Source organism: Siccibacter colletis, from assembly GCF_025914095.1.
Classification (GTDB): domain Bacteria; phylum Pseudomonadota; class Gammaproteobacteria; order Enterobacterales; family Enterobacteriaceae; genus Siccibacter; species Siccibacter colletis.
Genome location: NZ_CP074352.1, coordinates 1,894,844 through 1,913,797, shown reverse-complemented (window position 1 = coordinate 1,913,797; position 18,954 = coordinate 1,894,844). Strand labels below are relative to the sequence as shown.

General features: G+C 59.2%; 19 protein-coding genes. 6 read left to right on the top strand and 13 right to left on the bottom strand.

Translation table 11 applies throughout. The features are described 5' to 3' along the window. Positions 1-117: 117 nt before the first annotated feature. The 9 genes from KFZ77_RS09160 to KFZ77_RS09120 form a co-directional block, all read right to left on the bottom strand. Positions 118-1,569, bottom strand: coding sequence for a tagaturonate reductase (locus tag KFZ77_RS09160; RefSeq protein WP_264386075.1), 1,452 nt, complete (start codon positions 1,567-1,569; stop codon positions 118-120). 116 nt (positions 1,570-1,685) lie between these two features. Continuing rightward, a complete protein-coding gene (locus KFZ77_RS09155; protein ID WP_031522742.1) occupies positions 1,686-2,207 on the bottom strand; it encodes a GNAT family N-acetyltransferase in 522 nt (173 codons plus the stop codon). 89 nt (positions 2,208-2,296) lie between these two features. Continuing rightward, positions 2,297-3,259: a sensor domain-containing diguanylate cyclase gene (locus tag KFZ77_RS09150; protein ID WP_264386074.1), complete on the bottom strand. Its 963-nt coding sequence runs from the start codon at positions 3,257-3,259 to the stop codon at positions 2,297-2,299. A gap of 70 nt (positions 3,260-3,329) precedes the next feature. After that, complete coding sequence (locus KFZ77_RS09145; protein WP_264386073.1) at positions 3,330-4,322, bottom strand: sensor domain-containing diguanylate cyclase; 993 nt, start codon at positions 4,320-4,322, stop codon at positions 3,330-3,332. Between the two features lie 356 nt (positions 4,323-4,678). Next, positions 4,679-6,118 carry a GGDEF domain-containing protein gene (locus KFZ77_RS09140; RefSeq protein WP_264386072.1) on the bottom strand — a complete coding sequence of 480 codons (1,440 nt, stop codon included), beginning with the start codon at positions 6,116-6,118 and terminating at the stop codon, positions 4,679-4,681. Positions 6,119-6,273: 155 nt separating this feature from the next. After that, positions 6,274-6,642, bottom strand: coding sequence for a DUF4186 domain-containing protein (locus KFZ77_RS09135; protein ID WP_264386071.1), 369 nt, complete (start codon positions 6,640-6,642; stop codon positions 6,274-6,276). Then, a complete protein-coding gene (glsB, locus tag KFZ77_RS09130; protein ID WP_031522731.1) occupies positions 6,642-7,568 on the bottom strand; it encodes a glutaminase B in 927 nt (308 codons plus the stop codon). Before glsB ends, KFZ77_RS09135 begins: the two co-directional genes overlap by 1 nt. Before the next feature lie 34 nt (positions 7,569-7,602). Further along, a complete protein-coding gene (locus tag KFZ77_RS09125; protein ID WP_264386070.1) occupies positions 7,603-9,204 on the bottom strand; it encodes a methyl-accepting chemotaxis protein in 1,602 nt (533 codons plus the stop codon). A 106-nt stretch (positions 9,205-9,310) separates the two neighbouring features. Beyond that, positions 9,311-10,696, bottom strand: a complete 1,386-nt coding sequence (locus KFZ77_RS09120; RefSeq protein ID WP_264386069.1) for an aldehyde dehydrogenase family protein — start codon at positions 10,694-10,696, stop codon at positions 9,311-9,313. A gap of 99 nt (positions 10,697-10,795) precedes the next feature. On the opposite strand from KFZ77_RS09120, the gene ptrR reads away from it, so the two are divergent. After that, the gene (gene ptrR, locus KFZ77_RS09115) at positions 10,796-11,668 is read left to right on the top strand and encodes a putrescine utilization regulator PtrR (protein WP_264386068.1); all 873 of its coding nucleotides are present in this window, start codon (positions 10,796-10,798) and stop codon (positions 11,666-11,668) included. A 74-nt stretch (positions 11,669-11,742) separates the two neighbouring features. After that, positions 11,743-12,687, top strand: coding sequence for an L-lactate dehydrogenase (locus tag KFZ77_RS09110; RefSeq protein WP_264386067.1), 945 nt, complete (start codon positions 11,743-11,745; stop codon positions 12,685-12,687). 18 nt (positions 12,688-12,705) lie between these two features. On the opposite strand, the gene KFZ77_RS09105 is transcribed toward KFZ77_RS09110, so the two are convergent. Next, positions 12,706-13,170 (bottom strand): Lrp/AsnC family transcriptional regulator, encoded by a 465-nt coding sequence (locus KFZ77_RS09105; protein WP_264386066.1) that lies wholly within the window; start codon positions 13,168-13,170, stop codon positions 12,706-12,708. 155 nt (positions 13,171-13,325) lie between these two features. Between KFZ77_RS09105 and KFZ77_RS09100 the strand changes: the two genes are divergently transcribed. Next, positions 13,326-13,748 carry a DUF2000 domain-containing protein gene (locus tag KFZ77_RS09100; RefSeq protein WP_031522719.1) on the top strand — a complete coding sequence of 141 codons (423 nt, stop codon included), beginning with the start codon at positions 13,326-13,328 and terminating at the stop codon, positions 13,746-13,748. A 31-nt stretch (positions 13,749-13,779) separates the two neighbouring features. Here KFZ77_RS09100 and KFZ77_RS09095 read toward each other — a convergent pair whose 3' ends face one another. Beyond that, positions 13,780-14,568 (bottom strand): PhzF family phenazine biosynthesis protein, encoded by a 789-nt coding sequence (locus tag KFZ77_RS09095; RefSeq protein ID WP_264386065.1) that lies wholly within the window; start codon positions 14,566-14,568, stop codon positions 13,780-13,782. A gap of 223 nt (positions 14,569-14,791) precedes the next feature. Between KFZ77_RS09095 and KFZ77_RS09090 the strand changes: the two genes are divergently transcribed. After that, the gene (locus tag KFZ77_RS09090) at positions 14,792-15,991 is read left to right on the top strand and encodes a sugar transporter (protein WP_264386064.1); all 1,200 of its coding nucleotides are present in this window, start codon (positions 14,792-14,794) and stop codon (positions 15,989-15,991) included. A 27-nt stretch (positions 15,992-16,018) separates the two neighbouring features. Here KFZ77_RS09090 and KFZ77_RS09085 read toward each other — a convergent pair whose 3' ends face one another. Beyond that, a complete protein-coding gene (locus KFZ77_RS09085; RefSeq protein ID WP_264386170.1) occupies positions 16,019-17,170 on the bottom strand; it encodes an alpha/beta hydrolase in 1,152 nt (383 codons plus the stop codon). A gap of 11 nt (positions 17,171-17,181) precedes the next feature. Continuing rightward, the gene (locus KFZ77_RS09080; protein WP_264386063.1) at positions 17,182-17,850 is read right to left on the bottom strand and encodes a MarC family NAAT transporter; all 669 of its coding nucleotides are present in this window, start codon (positions 17,848-17,850) and stop codon (positions 17,182-17,184) included. Positions 17,851-18,121: 271 nt separating this feature from the next. On the opposite strand from KFZ77_RS09080, the gene marR reads away from it, so the two are divergent. Next, positions 18,122-18,556 (top strand): multiple antibiotic resistance transcriptional regulator MarR, encoded by a 435-nt coding sequence (marR, locus tag KFZ77_RS09075; protein ID WP_031522710.1) that lies wholly within the window; start codon positions 18,122-18,124, stop codon positions 18,554-18,556. A gap of 18 nt (positions 18,557-18,574) precedes the next feature. Next, on the top strand, positions 18,575-18,949 hold the full coding sequence (gene marA / locus KFZ77_RS09070; RefSeq protein ID WP_024548731.1) for an MDR efflux pump AcrAB transcriptional activator MarA: 375 nt from the start codon (positions 18,575-18,577) through the stop codon (positions 18,947-18,949). Positions 18,950-18,954: the final 5 nt, after the last annotated feature.

Below are 18,954 nucleotides of genomic sequence, written 5' to 3'. Positions count from 1 at the left end.
AGTATGTTGTAACTAATGAGTGGCTAAAATTAACCCGCGCTGCATTTTCTTATGCGGGTGCGCTTCACTTACCCGCGCTGGGCGCTGAGATTTAACCCGGCCTGAGCCGGGTCGTGGTTAGCACAGCGGTGCAACGGCGTTACGCATCCCATTAATGAGAATAGCGTCCAGATCCTGCGCTACTTGTTCAGCCAGGCCGGGGAGCTGAGTCAGATCCTGCCCCCAGTGATCGGCATCATTCAGTACCGCATTAACCAGTTCACGCGTGCTGAGCTGTTTGTCACCATGCTGCTGCCAGAGCATAGCGTAACGCTCCAGCCAGTGAGCATCATCCTGCAATGCATAAGTGACACCGTCACGCTCACCGCGATAAAACGCGATCAGCGCCGCCAGGGCAAATGTCAGGCGCGGCGGGACTTTGCCCGCAGCCTTCTGCCCTGCCAGCAGCTGCGGCAGAATACGGGTGCGGAACTTGGTCATGCCGTTCAGCGCGATGGAGAGCAGCTGGTGTTTGATATACGGATTGCGGAACCGGCTCACCACCGCCTCTGCGAAGGAACGCAGCTCATCGGCCGGGAGATCCAGCACCGGAATGATCTCGTCGTGAATCGCTTTTTCCACGAACGCGCAGATCTGCGCATCGTCCATCGCCTCGCCCACCGTGTCCAGCCCGGCCTGGAATGCGACCGGCACCAGCGCAGTGTGTGCCCCGTTGAGGATGGCGACTTTGCGCTCTTTATAGGGCTTGATGTTATCGACGATCAGCACGTTGAGCGGCAGCTTATCGAGCCGCAGTTCCTGAGCCAGCCACGCCGGTCCCTGGATGACAAACAGGTAGAAGTGCTCGGCGGTATCAAGGAAAGCGTCGTGATAACCCAGTTCCGCTTCCAGCGCGGCGACTTCATCACGCGGATAACCGGTAACGATGCGGTCAACCAGGGTTGAGCAGAAGGTGTTTGCACTCTCAATCCAGGCCGTAAACGCCGCCGGCAGCGCCCACTCGTGAGCGTAACGCAGCACCAGTTCGCGCAGCGCGTCGCCATTATAGTCGATAAGCTCACAGGGAATGATGACCCAGCCTTTATCCTGCGCGCCGTTGAAGTGGGTGAAGCGTTCGAACAGCAGACGGGTCAGCTTCGCCGGATAGCTGCTGGCGGGCGCGTCGTTGAATTTGTCGCCGGCGTGATAGCTGATGCCCGCCTCGGTGGTATTGGAGAAAACAAAGCGCATCTCCGGGTTGTGCGCGAGCTTCAGAAACTCCTCATACTCCCCGTAAACGCTAATCTCGCGATTGACGGAGCGGATCAGACGCGCATCGCTGACCGCTTGCCCTTTTTCATTCAGTCCGCGAATGATAGTGGTGTACAGCCCGTCCTGGGTGCTCAGTGAAGGTGGAAAGCTGCTCTCAATCGGGCGCACCACCACCACACCGGCGTTCAGGTCGGTGTGTTCATTTAACAGATCGATTTGCCAGTCGACAAAAGCACGCAGGAAGTTCCCCTCACCGAACTGAATGATACGTTCCGGATAGTGAGCACCGGGAAAATCGCGACGATTCAAAGTTTTCACAGTCGTTTCCTTGGTGAATTATTATCAGACAACCTGAAGGATTGCCGAATCACCGTAGCAGAAACAATTAAAGTGAAACCCCGTTTTGATCAATTTGCACGGACATATAAAAAATTTTATAAGGTCTTATAAAATATTGTTGTGCCGCATGGTTTACCGTCCGGCATCAGGGCGTAACCGGGGATGTCGCCGCAATGCTGCCAGCCTGCCTGGCGGTAAAACGTCTCCGCCCCACTGCCGGTTGCGGTATCCAGTACCAGTAGCGTTTTACCGGCGGTGCGTGCGGCCTCTTCCAGCTGCTCCATCAGCGCCTGAGCGATGCCCTGGCGACGGGCGCGACGGTGGACCAGCAACTTCGAAACGTCGGCGCGGTGCGGCTGATTATCCGGCTGCCCGGTTACCAGCTGTACGGTCCCGACGATGCGGCCCTGCGCATCCTCGCACACCAGCAGCGTGCGTGAGGAGGCAGCTACATCCAGCGCGACCTGCTGCCAGAATCCGGCGGCCTGTTCACGGCTCAGCGGCAGCATAAAACTCACCGATGCGCCGCCCTCGACGCAGTCGATCAGCACATCAGTCAGTTCATCGAGACGGGTAAGAATAGCGTGGGAAGGAAGTGGTGAGTAAGTGAAAGACATAGCCTGACGCCCTGTTGAGAGAATGATTTACTATGCTTTTTACATTCTGTTAACTCAAGCCCGGGCGTCAGAGGAAAAACTAATGACCGCTAGCTTTTCCCTTTGCTTTTCATCGCGTACATGCGCATGTCCGCCGCCTGGAACAGCGCCGCCAGCGAACCGTGCTCGATTTCATCATACTCGGTTACGCCCCAGGAGAAGTTGAGCCGCCACGGACGCTCGGTGCAGGCGTTAAACGCATTCACCTTTTCCGTCAGATATTGCATCGCAATCCAGGCACCCTTTTCATCGGTGTCGGCAAACAGGATAGCGAACTCATCCCCGCCCTGACGCGCCAGCAGATCAGCACCGCGGAACGAGCCTTTCATCAGTTCCGCCATCGCCAGTAGCGCATCGTCGCCCTCCTGATGACCCCAGGTGTCGTTGATGTGTTTGAACTTATCGAGATCGAGACACGCCAGCGTCAGCGGCTCGGCGCGGCGGCGCGAGCTGGAAAAGGCGTAGGTTGCCATATCCTTGAAACCGCGGCGGTTCAGCAGCCCGGTCAGCTCGTCGGTGGTAGCCGCGTTCATCACCGCAAACTCATCCTCAACGATGGCCGCCAGATCTTTCAGCATCGCGACGTCTTCTGCACCGAACTCTCGCGGCTCGTGATCGATGATGCAGAACGAGCCGGCGGTGGCACCGTCCGGCAGATGCACCGGGCAGCCGGCATAGAAGCGGATTTTCGCCTCGCCGGTCACCAGCGGGTTATCAAAGAAGCGTTCATCCTGCAGCGCGTCGGTAATGATCAGCGGCTCGTTTTTAAGTATCGCGTGGGCGCAAAACGAAATGTCGCGCGGCACCTGGCGCACGCTGTAGCCGTCGCAGGATTTCAGCCACAGCCGCTCCTGATCCACCAGGCTCACCAGTGCCACCGGCGTGTTAAACAGGCGGCGCGCCAGGCGCGTCAGACGGTCGAAACGCTCTGAGGGACCGGTGTCGAGCAGGCCGGACTCCTGCAGCGAACGCAGGCGCTCGTCTTCGTTGTAAGGGGTTGCGGGTATTTTCATATCATTACCTGTAAGGCACGGTTTAATCTAAGAATAGCGCATCGGGCATGGCTGTCCTGCCCGTGGACAATTAATGCGCAAAAATTCGATTTTTTCCCTGGCGTTTCGCCTGATAAAGCGCGTCATCCGCGGCTTTCAGCCAGTCGGCGACATCCGTCATGGAACTGACCGCACTGGCAATCCCGATGCTGAGTGTGAAATCCAGCGCCCGGTCCGGCGACAATCGCAGCAACGTTACGGCATCCATTATGCGACGCCCCACGTCATAGGCCTGATCGAGTGTGGTATCAGGCAGCAGCACTACAATTTCATCTCCGCCCAGTCTGGCCGGGGTATCGGTCTGACGCGTCACGATGCGCAGAATATCCGACATGGCAATAAGCAGCGTATCGCCGACTTTATGCCCAAAGCGGTCGTTCACCGTTTTGAAGTTATCGATGTCGATATACATCAGCGTCGAGGCATGACACTGACCGTTGAGCTTATGCAGCTCGGCGTTGATCTTCATCTCCAGTAGGCGACGATTGGCAATATCCAGAAACGGGTCCATCATCGCGATATGTTCCAGCTCGCGGCTTTTAATACGCAACCGCGTCGCAATGCCATCGGTCAGGGCGCTGAGCGCCAGCAGATAGAGCGCAATCAGCGGCAGCGTCGCCAGCAGCGTGCGCTGGGTGACGTACCATTCCACGTTCATCCCCTGAATAACCCAGGTGACAAACAGCGTCAGCAGCAGCGCGCAGGCACCTTTAGCCATCAGCCGGTAGCTGCCTGCGGAGAGGCGGTCAGCCAACAGAATGGTGGCTATCACCACCGACGGCAGCGGGTTAAGCTGCATGGTGGCGATCCAGAACCCGCCTGCGGCAGCATCAGCCACCAGATTTTGATGTTCCGATCTCAGCGGTACAGGCCCGCGTCGGCTGCGCCAGAATGCCAGCCACGGCCAGATAAACGCGTTCGCCGCGAGCAGAAGCGAAAATGCTGGCGGACGCTGCTGTTCATTGAGCACGGAAAGAATGGGGAAAAAACACAGGAAGGTGCCCAGCACCCTCATCAAAAACATTCGCCTGACGAACCGAAGCCCCGGGACTTTTTCATTTTTACGGCGTCGTTCAGGACGGCTCATCATGTAACGTTTCCACGTTTAAACGGCGCCATCTTATAAACGATATATTCAGCTGGCAAGCAATTTGCGGCCCCTGGCTTATTAAGCGCTGTAAGATTATCCTTATATTAGCGCATTAATAATAAGGGCTTTAAATCATCCCATAAAAGGAAAAATAAAAAGCCTTTTTATTGTTGCGATTTCACTCTCTGATGTACGTATTCTACCGGCGCAGTATTTTTATCAGCTGATTGTAGTTGAGGGAATAATATCCCCACTAAATTTAGGTTAAATAAAGATAACTGCGCCCGGTATCAGACTGCACGCTGGGTAAGCGACTCAGAGGGCATGTTTTCCGCGCTGGTGCGGTTACGCCCCTGATTTTTGGAGATATAAAGGTAGCGGTCAGCGTGGGGCATCAACTCGCCGAACGCTTCGGTGAACGAGTCCCAGCTGCGGGTTTTACTGCCAAGCCCGATACTCACGGTGAGCCACAGGCGGTTTTTCTTCCACTCGAAGGCGTGCTGCGCCACGGCATTGCGGATCTGCTCGGCGATGATATACCCCTCCTCTGCATCCGCGCCCGGACAGAAGACAGCAAACTCTTCGCCGCCCATGCGCGCCACCAGACCGCGCTCGCCAACTACCTGGCCGACTTTCGCAGCGAAGGCCGCCAGCACCAGATCGCCGCACTCGTGGCCGTAGTTATCATTGATGCCTTTGAAGTAATCGATATCCAGCAGCATCATGCTCATCTGGCGCGGCACGTTGCCGTTTTCGTCCATGATTTTCAGCGCTTCATGCAGGCCGGAACGGGAGTGAACGCCGGTAAGGTAATCGTAGTCGGCGCGGCGTGAGACCTGCGCCATCAGCTTGTTTATCGCTGCCACGCTGATGGAAACAATCAGCGGGCAAATGGCGATGGTGGCGATCCCGAGCCGCGCCGAGAACATCTGGCTGGTGATAAGCGTGGCATGGCTGTTGATTTCGATGATTGAGTTGGCCACCAGCACAATCTCAATCACCCCGGTCAGGAAGGTAACCAGGCACGAGGCGGGGAGCGTAAAGCGCACCGCACACCAGATCAGCGCCGGCAGCGGAAAGGCCAGGCTCCCCGCCCCGCCGACCATCACCGAGGCACCAAGCGATACCGCGACGCCAATCAGCGGGTAGATTTTGTCGGCCGAGATGCGCTCGCGAAACACTGGCGTTTTCATGGTCAGCATACAGGGCAGGATGAGCACCCCGGTGGCGAACTGCTCGCTGAACCAGTCGGCAAACAGCGGCAGGAAGTTGCGGTCATCGATGTCGATGGAGGCCACCGCGCCGAACAGCGCGCTGAACAACGCGCCGATAAGACAGTAATTAAACAGATTAAGCGCATTGATGGCGCGCGGCGTGCCTTTGGAGCGCACCTGATCGCGGATTAACAGCCGCGCCACCAGCACGATAAAAATCATATTCGAGAAGTTAACCGCCAGCGATGCCAGTCCCCAGGTGGTGGTCACCGAGTCATAGACGATCATTGCCAGGTAACAGACAAAATAATAGAGCGGTTTGTTGAGAAACGCGTAGCGGGCAAAAATCCCGGCCATCACCCCGTTCAGGGGCCAGAACAGCGACAGCTCATCTACCAGACGCAGCATCGCACCAAAAAAATAAAATAGCGTGGTCAGGATAAAAACACCGACCACGTTTATTAAAACTTTTTCTTCTTGAAAGAAATAATGCTTACCAGAATAAGCCGTCGTCATTCGATTGGAATCCAAGTAATTGCCCCATGCAATTATCGCGGTCGCTCGTAAAATATCGTTTAGCTTAGCATGTTTGCTAAACTTTAGTCGCTGCAAAGAGCTGAATTAACCCCTCTTATTTAAGGATTAACTTAGCGTCTGTCGGGGCGCTAAAATTAGCGCGCCGGGCCGTTCATCTCCTGCACCAGCCAGCAATGAATGACGCTGACAATACGCGCCTGTTCGGCCTCGCTGAGCGCCACGCCGGCGGGAATGCCGTGCCATTTCGCGAGGCAACCGCGACAGCAGGTTGCGGTGGCATGCTGGGCGATAAACACCGGATGACCGCGCATCGGCGTCTGCTTGCCGTCGTTGGTCGTGTATGCGGCCGCCAGCCGCTTAGCGATAAAGTCTGCCGCGTGGCGATCGATGGTGTCCGCGCCTTTGTCGAGGCAGTACTGCCGCTCTTTCGCGCCCAGGTGGAAGCGCTTGCGAAACGCAGAACGCTGCAGGCGGGCAAACAGCGGGGCAAAGTCATCGTTCATCAGAATACCGACCTGCCGATACGGGCGGCGAGGATCTCCAGTGCGGCAATGCCCGCCAGCGAATTGCCGGCTGCATCCAGCTCAGGGCTCCAGACGGCAATCGACATCTCGTGCGGCACCACGGCGACAATTCCGCCGCCGACGCCGGATTTCCCCGGCATCCCGACGCGCCAGGCAAATTCACCTGAATTTTCATACATACCGCTGGTGGCCATCAGAGCATTGATCTGGCGCGTCTGCAGCGGGGAGATCACCGGAGCATCAAGATGCGGGGCACGTCCCTGACAGGCGAGAAACAGAAAGGTTTTTGCCAGCTCGTCGCAGCTCATTTTCAGGGCGCAGTAGTGGAAATAGCTCTGCAGCACCGTCATCACGTCGTTGTGGAAGTTACCAAAGGACTTCATCAGCCAGGCAATGGCGGCATTACGAGCGGCGTGGTCAAACTCCGACCGGGCGACCCGGGTGTCGTACACCAGATCCTCAACGCCCGAAAGCCGGCGCACCACTTCCAGCATGCGCTGCTTCGGGGCACTGAGACGCGACTGCAGCATATCGCACACCACCAGCGCACCGGCATTGATGAAGGGATTGCGCGGTTTACCCTGCTCCAGCTCCAGCTGAAGCAGCGAGTTGAACGGCTGACCGGAAGGATCTTTCCCCACCCGCTGCCAGATCTCGTCGTCCTCATACAAACCCATCGCCAGCACCAGGCTCAGCACTTTAGAGACCGACTGAATGGAGAAACGCTCGGCGGCGTCGCCGGCGCTGAAGCACTTCCCGTCTACGGTACAGATGGCAATGCCCAGCTTATCCGCCGGCACTTCTGCCAGCGCCGGAATATAATCCGCCACCTTGCCCTGCCCGATAAGCGGGCGAACCTGCGCCAGGATCTCATCCAGCAACGCGTTACTCAGTGTTGTCGCCACCTGTACCTCCCCTGTTAAAACGGCGGGGAGTATATCAGACCATTGCTGACTCAGGCAGACGAAAACGGGCGATGGTTTCATCGAGGCGTTGCGACTCGTCGCGCAGGCGACGGGACGCGTCCGCGCTCTGCTCCACCAGCGTACCGGTATGGGTAGCCACCTGGTTCAGCGCGCCGATGCGGTGCATCACTTCGTGAATACTTTCGCCCTGATTCACCGTTGCCACCGAGATCTCGCTCAGCAGCCCGGTCAGTTTGCCCACCAGCCCGGTCACCTGCTCAAGGTTGCTCTCCAGACGCGCCACCGCCTGGGAACCGGCCTCGATGCCCTGCAGTGAATGGTGGATCAGCTGCTGGATGGTACTGGTGGACTGGCTGCTCTGCCGCGCCAGCAGCCCGACCTCCCGCGCCACCACCGCGAAGCCGCGCCCGTGGTTGCCCGCATGGGCCGCTTCAATGGCGGCATTCAGCGCCAGGATGTTGGTCTGAAACGCCACGTTGTCGATCAGCGCCACGATGCCGCGCATCTCTGCCGAGCGGGCGACGATGTCCTGCATCGAGTGATTCACCGTCTGCATCATGGTGTCGCCGCCGCTGGCGATGGCTCGCGCTTCATCAGCGCGCTGGTTGGCGACCCGGGCGTATTCGCTGTTCTCCTCAACGTGCGACTCCAGCGAGGCGATATGCGTCGTCACGTTGGCAAGCTCCTGCGCCTGACGCGCCGACTGACGCGAAAGCTGCTGATTATCATCGGCGAGCTGGTTGATATTGGCGATCATCCCGGCGGTGGCATCGCGCACGTCCTGCACCAGACGCTGCAGCCCCTGCTGCATGTCATCGATGCTGCTGCGCAACTCCCCCACTTCGCGGTTGCGACGCGGCACCGCAGGCAGCGGCGTGGCGAGATCCCCGGCGGCGAGCTGGTGGATGTGCGCGATAAGCTGCTTCAGCGGACGGATCACCCAGCTGGCAACGCCGCGCCATACCAGCACGGCGATAACGCCCAGCCCCACCAGCACGGCGATAAACAGATTCTTAGCCGATGACAGGCTGTCCATCAGGGCGTGGCTGGCCGCATCGGTTTGTTGCGCGGTGCTGCGCTGATACGCCGCGTACTTGTCGTTGAAATCGCTCTGGAATGCCTGGGCGGGAACAATAAAGAAGGCATCGATACTCTTATCCTTCTGCATGCTGTCTGCCATCTCCTTCAGCGCACCATAAAACTGCTGGTAGCTGGTAAGAAGCGGATCGTCTTTATTCGCATACCCGGCGCTGAAGGCGGTGTAGGCCTCGTGGGAGTGCGCCAGCGCGCGCTGGGCCTCTTCGTTCAGGCTGACCCAGCTCCCATCGGAACCGGTCTCTTTATCCTGCATAAACCAGACGCCGCCGCGGTTGAGCAGATCGCTGGCGGTGAGCAACGCCACCCGCGCTTCATCCATCTTCACCTGCTGCTGGCGCTGCTGCTCGCGCAGTTCAACGCTCTGCCGGGTGTCATGCAGCAACGAGGAGACCAGGAATGTGGAAAGTAACTGCAGTGCGGAGAAAAGGGCAATGACGCACAAAATCCCGGCCAGTAAACCAAACTCCCGGGGCTGGAAACGGCGGCGCATAACGCCAGAAATTTGACTTAGGTTCATGATATTCTTCAGTAAAAGCCAGAGAGGGCGAGTCTACTGAGGATAAATGTCACTTTTATTGCACGCAGATGACATCGCAGCGCCGCCCGCAGGCGGCGCATGAGGACTAGCGGCGGTTTTTCCACACCGTCTGGACGTTACAGAACTCGTGCAGCCCGAAGTGTGACAGTTCACGACCGTAGCCGCTCTTCTTCACCCCGCCGAAGGCGACGCGCGGATCGCTGGCCGACCAGCCGTTGATGAATACCCCACCGCACTCCAGCCGCGCGGCCATATCAAGCGCGCGATCTTCATCGGCGCTAAAAATCGTCGCGCTCAGCCCGAAGTCGCTGTCATTCGCCAGCTGCAGGGCGTGTTCGGCATTCTGCGCTACGGTGATGGCCGCCACCGGGCCGAACAGTTCCTGACGAAACGCGATCATCTCCGGCGTGACGTTGCCAAGCACCGTCGGGGCATAGAAGTTTGCCTCGCCAGCGAGCTTCTCGCCGCCGAGCAGCAGCGTAGCGCCTTCACTCAGGGTGGCCTGCACCTGCTGGTGCAGCTCGTCGCGCAGATCGGCGCGCGCCATCGGGCCGATATAGGTTGCGTCCTGAGTCGGATCGCCCAGCGTCAGGGCGCGGGTGGCTTCCACAACGCGGGCCGTAAAGTCGGGCGCGATGGCGGCGTCGACAATAAAGCGCTTCGCCGCCGCGCACACCTGCCCGGTATTCTGGAAACGCCCGGCGACCGCCGCTTTGACCGCCATATCGAGATCGGCATCGTTCAGCACGATAAAGGGATCGCTGCCGCCCAGCTCCAGCACGCATTTTTTCAGCGCCGCGCCGGCCTGAGCGGCAATCGCCCCGCCCGCCCGCACGCTACCGGTCACGGTAACCGCCGCAATGCGCGCATCGTTAATCACCCGGCTGACCGCATCGTTATCCGCCACCAGATATTCAAACGCGCCGTCCGGGAAACCCGCTTCGCGCATCGCCTCATCGATCAGCTGGGCGCTGGCGGTGACGTTCGGCGCATGCTTGAGCAAATAGCTGTTCCCGGCCAGCAGGATCGGTACCGCGCCGCGCAGCACCTGCCACAGCGGGAAATTCCACGGCATCACGGCGAGGATCGGACCAAGCGGACGGTACTCAATCACCGCCTGGTTGTTCTCCACCTGCGTCGGTTCGCTGGCCAGCATTGCCGGCCCTTGCGCGGCGTACCACTCGCACAGCCCGGCGGATTTTTCCACTTCGGCGCGCGCCTGGGTAATGGGTTTGCCCATTTCGGCGGTGATGGTACGGGCCATCTCCTCGCTGCGGGCGCGAATGGCGGCCGCCAGACGGGTGAGCAATGCTGCGCGCTGGGCCACGCTCAGGGTGCGCATGGCGCGAAAGCCTTTATCCACGCTGGCCAGCGCGGCATCGACTTCTGCGGCTGACGCGAAGGGATAGGCGCCAATAACCTCGCCGGTGAACGGGTTGCGGGACAGCGCATGGGTATCAGGTAAATGCATGGTGAACTCCTTATAAATAGTCTGCGTTCAGCATGCCCGCTTCCCCCGTTCGTTAAAAGTGAATATTATTAAGCATAATATTCACAAATCGAGAACACCATGGATCTGACTCAGCTGGAGATGTTCAACGCCGTGGCCGAAAGCGGCAGCATTACCGCGGCAGCGAAGCAGGTGCACCGCGTGCCGTCGAACCTCACGACGCGCATTCAGAAACTGGAAGAGGAGCTGGGGGTGACGCTGTTCATCCGCGAAAATCAGCGCCTGCGGCTCTCCCCGGCCGGGCACAGTTTTCTCAGCTACAGCCAGCGCATCACCGGCCTGGTCGAGGAAGCGCGGCGCGTGGTCGCCGGTGACGAGCCGGAAGGCCTGTTTGCCCTGGGATCGCTGGAGAGCACCGCCGCCGTGCGCTTGCCGCCTCTGCTGGCGCAGTTCAAGCAGCGCTATGCCCGCATTCAGTTCAATCTGGTCACCGGTCCATCCGGCACCATGATCGATGCGGTGCTTGACGGTGCGCTGAGCGCAGCCTTTGTCGACGGGCCGCTGCTGCACCCGCAACTGGATGGCGTACCGGTGTTTGATGAGCAGATGATGATTGTCGCCCCCGCCGATCATGCGCCCATCACCCGCGCCCGGGAAGTGGATGGCGAGCAGGTGTATGCCTTTCGCGCGAACTGCTCCTACCGGCGTCACTTCGAGAGCTGGTTTCACGACGACGGCGCACGTCCGGGGCGCATCCACGAGATGGAGTCCTACCACGGCATGCTGGCCTGCGTCATCGCCGGCGCCGGGCTGGCGCTGATGCCGCGTGCCATGCTGGAGAGTATGCCGGCCAGCGATCGGGTGAGCGCCTGGCCGATGCCGGACCGCTGGGAACGGCTGACCACCTGGCTTATCTGGCGACGCGGAGCGCTGACACCGACGCTCGATGCCTTCACCGCCCTGCTTACAGAGATGAAAAGCCAGCGCTTATAAGTAAAGGCGATGATGCCAAAGCAGCGCTACAGTGTAAGGTAATGCCAGCGTTTATCACTGACCAGGGAAGCAGAATGAACACAAAACCCCGTAAAGTAATGATTATCGGCAGCGGAAATGTGGGTACCTCCGCAGCCTACGCGCTTTTAAACCAGAACATCTGCGAGGAGCTGATTCTGGTGGATCTCGACGCTGACCGCGTGGAGGGCCACTGTCAGGATCTGCGCGATGCTGCGGCCTATATGCCGGGAATGATCTCGGTCACGGTGCGCGAAGCCAGCGACTGCGCGGACGTGGATATCGCGGTGTTAACGGTCTCCGGCGGGGCGCTGAAGCCCGGGCAGACGCGGTTAGACGAGCTGACCAGCACGGCGCGCATCGTGAAAACCATCGTGCCGCAGATGATGGCGGGCGGGTTCAACGGCATTTTCCTCGTCGCGACTAACCCCTGTGACATCATTACCTGGCAGGTGTATCAGCTGTCGGGTCTGTCGCGTAGCCAGGTGATCGGCACCGGGGTCTGGCTCGATACCACCCGCCTGCGCCGCACTCTGGCGGAGAAGCTGGATATCGGTGCGCAGAGCATCGATGCGTTTATTCTCGGCGAGCACGGCGATGCACAGTTCCCGGTGTGGTCGCACTCCTCCGTCTACGGTTCACCGGTGAGTGACGTCTGCCTGAAGCACACCGGGATGGCGCTCGATCGCGACGCGCTGGCGGAGACGGTGCGCAAGCTGGGGTTTGAAATCTACGCCCGTAAAGGCTGCACCGAATACGGCATCGCCGGCACCATCGCCGAGATCTGCCGCAATATCTTCACCGGCAGCCACCGTGCGCTGGCTATCTCATGCATTCTCGACGGCGAATATGGTGAACGCGGGCTGGCGATCGGCGTCCCGGCGGTGCTGGCGCACGGTGGGGTGCAGCAGATCATCGAGCTGCAGCTGGCCGAGGACGAGCAGGCAAAATTCAGTCACGCGGCGGCGGTGATCAAAAGCAACATTGCCCGGCTGCCGTAACCCGGCGGCGGCGCGGCGCTATTTCTCCACCGGCCACGCCGCCAGGGCTTTGATCTCTTTGAGCACGAACATGCTCTGCATCTCCTTAATGCCTGGCAGACGGCGGATCACCGTCATGGCGAAGTCGGCGTAGGCATCCAGATCCGCAGCGACCACCTGCAACAGAAAGTCGGCATCGCCGCCGATGCTGTAGCACGCCACCACATTCGACAGATCCGAGACCTCCTGTTCGAACTTACGCGCGTCCGCCTCGCTGTGGCTGTCGATGGTGACGCGCACGAACACCATCACCCCCAGCCCGATTTTTTTACGGTCCAGCACCGCCCGGTAACCCTGGATCACCCCATCCTCCTCCAGCTTGCGCACTTTGCGCCAGCACGGCGAGGGAGAGATGCCGATCTCATCCGCCAGCGTCTGGTTGGTCATACGTGCATCACGCTGGAGCAGGTCGAGAATACGTTTGTCTGTCGCGGCAAGAGACATAACAGAAAATTCCTTTCGTTTGTGAACCTCTTAAAGCCTAATCCTGCCCTTTTTAACGATTTCCGCAAGTGATTCAGACAACATTTTCCCGGGCGGTTAACGGATAATAGTCCGGTGCTGCGGATGTCCCGCAGCGCCTGCTAAGGAGACAACGCGTGAGATTTGATGTCACTACCCACCGCTGCATCATCGTCATTGACCAGCACCTGAGCGCCGGGCTGGCGATGAATGCCGCCAGCGTAATCGGGATCGGTTTTGGTCGTCTTACCGATAACCTGGTTGGCCCGGACATGCAGAGTCAGGACGGGGTGAACTATCCGGGCGTGATCGCTGCTCCGCTGCCGGTGCTGCTGGCTGCGGGCGACTATCTGCGGGAGCTGCATGGCGTAAGCGAGGCCGATGAAGAGTTGGTTGCCATGCCGTTCAGCGCCCTGGCGCAGTCGTGCAAAACTTATGAAGAATACGGGGAGCGTATCGCCGCAACCCCCAGCGGGCAAATCGAACTGGTGGCGCTGGGCCTGATTGGGCCGAAGAAGAAAATTACCCGCCTGAGCGGCAACCTGAAGCTGTACCGCTGAGAAATAAGGCGGCAGCGTGCCGCCGGAAAGATTAGCGCAGAAACACTTTGCCAATGAGATAGGTGGTCGCCTGGCCGCCAATCAGCACCCGATCGCCCTGCCACTGACAGCGCAGATCGCCGCCCCGGGCCGAGACCTGACGAGCCAGCATCGTGGTTTTCCCCAGGCGTTCGCCCCAGTACGGGATCAGCATGGCATGTGCCGAGCCGGTGACCGGATCTTCCGCCACCGCTTCGCCAGGGCAGAAGAAACGGCTGACGAAATCATACTGTTCCCCCGGCGCGGTCACGCACACCATTTTGCCGAGCGGTTTCAGCCCGTGGATATCCGGGGCCAGCGCCCGCACCTGTTGCTCGCTCTCCAGCACCACCAGATAGTCGCGCCCGACGCTGATTTGCTGATAGCTGTCGATGCCAAGACACTGAAGCAGCAGCGGTAGCACGTCGCACGGCTGCGTCTGCCATGCCGGGAAGTCGAGGGTCAGCCAGTCGCCGTTGCGCGTCACCGCCAGGTCACCGACGAAGCGCGTGGTGAAGTGGATGGTGGTATCCGGGAAATCGAGATACTCAAAAATCACGTGAGCCGCGGCGACGGTGGCGTGTCCGCACAGGTCAATTTCGGCCTGGGTAGTGAACCAGCGCAGCTCGAACCCGCTATCGCTGCGCACGAAGAAGGCCGTTTCTGACTGGTTATGCTGCTGCGCCATGCGCAACAGGGTTTCATCCGGCAGCCACTCGGTAAGCGGGCAGACCGCTGCGGCGTTGCCGCCGAAGGTGTCGCTGCTGAAGGCGTCCACCATGTAAAAATCTACTGTGTTCATCAGGTTACTCTCCGGTTATCTGGCTACCACCCTGGCAGAGCCGCTGCTTTTCGCCAACGATTTTTATCATGCCCCTCCCTCATCCAGACCATCACGTTTGCTCACGAAGGCTGACGCCAGCTAAAAATGAGATTCAGATCACAAAATGGTTGAATTTCCGTCAGCGGAGGTTTTAAGATCCCTCGCTTACCTTTTTCTTCTCACCAACGCGATATGAATGACTATGACGATTAACACAGTCCCACGCAGTGTGGCGTGGCTGCGAGTGGTGACGCTTGCCGTCGCGGCTTTTATTTTCAATACCACTGAGTTTGTGCCGGTTGGGTTACTCTCGGATATCGCGCAAAGTTTTGGCATGGAGACGGCGCAGGTGGGGATCATGATCACCATCTACGCCTGGGTCGTGGCGCTGCTGTCGCTGCCGTTTATGCTGCTTACCAGCCAGATTGAGCGCCGCAAGCTGCTCATCGCCCTGTTCGTGCTGTTTAGCGGCTGTCACGTGCTCTCGTTCCTCGCCTGGAACTTTACGGTGCTGATTATCAGCCGCATCGGCATTGCCTTCGCCCACGCCATTTTCTGGTCGATTACCGCATCGCTGGCGATCCGCCTGGCGCCCGCCGGTAAAAAAGCCCAGGCGCTGAGCCTGCTGGCCACCGGTACCGCGCTGGCGATGGTGCTCGGTATCCCGATTGGCCGCATCGTCGGGCAATACTTTGGCTGGCGTACCACCTTCTTTGTGATTGGCGTCGGAGCGCTGGTAACGCTGATCAGCCTGATTAAGCTGCTGCCGAAACTGCCGAGCGAACACTCCGGCTCGCTGAAAAGCCTGCCGATCCTGTTCCGCCGTCCGGCGCTGATTAACATCTACGCCCTGATTGCCGTGGTGGTCACCGCCCACTACACCGCCTATAGCTACATTGAGCCGTTCGTGCAGACCGTTGCCGGGCTGAGCGGCAACTTCGCCACCGGCCTGCTGCTGCTGCTCGGCAGCACCGGTATTCTCGGCAGCGTGCTGTTCGGCAAGCTTGGCAACAATCACGCCTCCACCCTGGTGAGCGGTGCTATCGGCCTGCTGGCGCTCTGCCTGGCGCTGCTGATGCCGTCCGCCAGTAATCCTACCACCCTGCTGACGCTGAGCGCGTTCTGGGGCATTGCCATGATGGTGATTGGGCTTGGCATGCAGGTGAAGGTGCTGGCGCTGGCCCCGGATGCGACCGACGTGGCGATGTCGCTGTTCTCCGGCATCTTTAACATCGGCATCGGTGCCGGCGCGCTGGCGGGCAGTCTGGTCAGTCAGCACCTGTCGATGGCCTCCATCGGCTATGTCGGGGCGCTGCCAGCGCTGGCGGCCCTGATCTGGTCGGTGATCATTTTCCGTCGCTGGCCGGTACAGCTGGAAGAGAGCCAGCCGGTAATACATTAATTTCAGGGTGGCGATGGCCACCCTTTTTTATGGCGTCGGCGGGAGCGGCGTACCGTTTACCACTGCGCCAATGACCGCTTCCTGCCAGCTGAACCACGGATTCCACGTCAGACGAGCGTGAACTTTATCTTCCGCCTGAAATCCCCAGTCGGAGTACCACACCTCTTCCCCCTTCAGACAGCGCTGAGCAAACGCCTCGCTCTGCCCGTTGGCACACAGCCGTTCCCGGCCCGCACGTCCGTACAGCGGGTTATCCGGGGAGAACAGCACCGACATATGGGAGAACTGGCTGATGCGCTCGTCAGGCAGATAGTCGGTGCGCACCAGCACCCGCTGGGCCGCCTGCTGCGCCGTGTGCGGATTACCGTACCAGATCAGGCGACTGGCGGGATGCGGAAAATCCTCGTCGAAGCGGTCAAGCATCCAGCGGGTATCCAGCACCGAATCATGCTCCGCCAGCACCATCACCACCGGCTTAGTAAACGGCTGTGCCGCCAGCAGGCGCCGGGCGGTGGCGCTGGTGTACCAGAACTGCGCAAAGCCGTTGGTCGGCACCCGCAGATAGCGCGTGGCGATCTGCTGCGGGAACACCTTGCTGCGCGGGCGCAGCCAGTCGCGGAACAGCGCCAGCGCAGGGGCCAGGAAGTCATAACGGGTATCGGATTTGAACGCCGGAGAGAACAACAGCAGCCCTTCGACGTCATGCCCGACGGCATATTCCAGCGCGAGATTGGCCCCGGTAGAGAACCCGCCGAGCCACAGCGTATCCTCCTCAGAAGCCAGCATAGCCGCCTGCTCGCGCACTACCTGACGCCAGTCGTCGACCGTCACCGCCAGCATATCTTCCGGGCGCGTGCCGTGCCCCGGGAGCAGCGCGGTGCGCACCAGAAAACCCTGCTGCGCCAGCGCCGGGCCGATATCGCTGAACGAGCCGGGGGAATCTCCCAGCCCGTGCACCAGCAGAATACCCTTGCGCGCCCGCCCCGCCGGACGCCACTCCTGCGGGCTGTTCCAGGCCAGCTCGCCGGCTTTATCCAGCGTCTGAAACGCGCGGTGCGCCAGCAGCCAGTCGCGGGTCTGCTGCTGATAGGCGGCAAAGCTGTGCTGGCCGAGCGGCGGCGCAGCGACCTGCTGACGCTGACACCCCGCCAGTACCAGCAGAAGCAGTGCCACCCACAGCTCGCGCGCCACTATGGGTGATAGCTGGACACGATCTCCAGCACGCCGTTAATGATGAACTGCACGCCCATGCAGACCAGCAGGAAGCCCATCAGCCGCGAAATGGCCTCGATGCCGCCCTTGCCCACCAGGCGCATGATCGCCCCGGAGCTGCGCAGTGACAGCCAGAGGATCAGACCAATCAGGGCAAACACCAGCGGCGGGGCCAGCATCACCACCCAGCCCGAAAACTCCGCGCCGTGGCGCACGGTGGAGGCCGAGCTGATGATCATTGCGATGGTTCCGGGTCCGGCGGTGCTGGGCATCGCCAGCGGCACAAAGGCGATATTGACATCCGACTCCTGGCTCAGCTCTTCGGATTTGCTTTTCGCCTCCGGGCTTTCATGGGCGTGCTGCTGGGGGAACAGCATGCGGAAACCGATAAACGCCACGATCAGCCCGCCGGCGATACGCAGGCCCGGTATCGAAATACCGAAGGTGTTCATCACCAGCTGCCCGGCATACCAGGCGACAATCATAATGATAAAGACGTAGACCGAGGCCATCAGCGCCTGTTGATTGCGCTGGGCGCTGTTCATGTTGCCGGCGAGGCCCAGGAACAGCGCCACGGTGGTCAGGGGATTCGCGAGGGGTAACAGCACTACCAGCCCGAGGCCGATGGCCTGTAACAGTTCCAGCATGGTTCTCTCCGTGTGCGATAAATAGCGGCTCCGCAGTATAGAAACAAATGCTTGTACAGCGCCACCGGGTTGTCTCTTTATGTGACGTTGTCACGAGTTATACTGGCGAATTTGGCTTAAGGTTGCTTAAAAAAATGATAATAAATCAATCTCTTCCGCTGTTCCCTGAATCGGTTTAGCTAATCGTGGCATAGGATGACCCATTCATTTGACAAATGGTTGCCGCGGCAATAATATCTCGCGTGACTAACTACTTGCCGGGGCAACCTTCGTGAAAAACACAAGCGACCTGTTTAATGAAATCATTCCACTTGGACGATTAATCCATCTGGTGAATCAGAAAAAGGATCGCCTGCTTAACGATTATCTTTCGCCCCTGGATATCACCGCTGCGCAGTTCAAAGTGCTGTGTTCTATTCGCTGCGAAGTGTGCATTACGCCGGTGGAGCTTAAAAAAATCTTATCGGTCGATCTGGGTGCGCTGACGCGCATGGTGGATCGCCTGGTATGTAAAGGCTGGATTGAACGCCTGCCGAACCCTAATGATAAACGCGGTGTGCTGGTCAGGCTGACAGCAGATGGCGCCGCGCTGTGTGAGCAGTGCCACCGTTTAGTGGGACAAACTCTGCATCAAGAACTGACTAAAAACCTGACAGAAGAGGAAGTGGCATCGCTTGAATACCTGCTCAAGAAGGTGCTTCCCTGAACAAGAAGAGGTATGACAATGTCCAGACGTAATAATGATGCTGTCACAATCCTTAGCATTTTGGACTGGATCGAAGATAACCTGGAATCCCCGCTCTCGTTAGAGAAAGTGTCGGAACGTTCGGGTTACTCCAAATGGCATCTGCAACGTATGTTTAAGAAAGAGACCGGGCACTCCCTGGGTCAGTATATTCGCAACCGCAAGCTGACTGAAATTGCCCGCAAGCTCAAGCACAGTAACGAGCCAATTCTCTATCTGGCTGAACGGTACGGGTTTGAATCGCAACAGACCCTGACGCGCACCTTCAAGAACTATTTTTCGGTGCCGCCGCATAAGTTCCGCATTACCGATATGCCGGGCGAGGCAAAATATTTACACCCGCTAAACCATTAATAGCG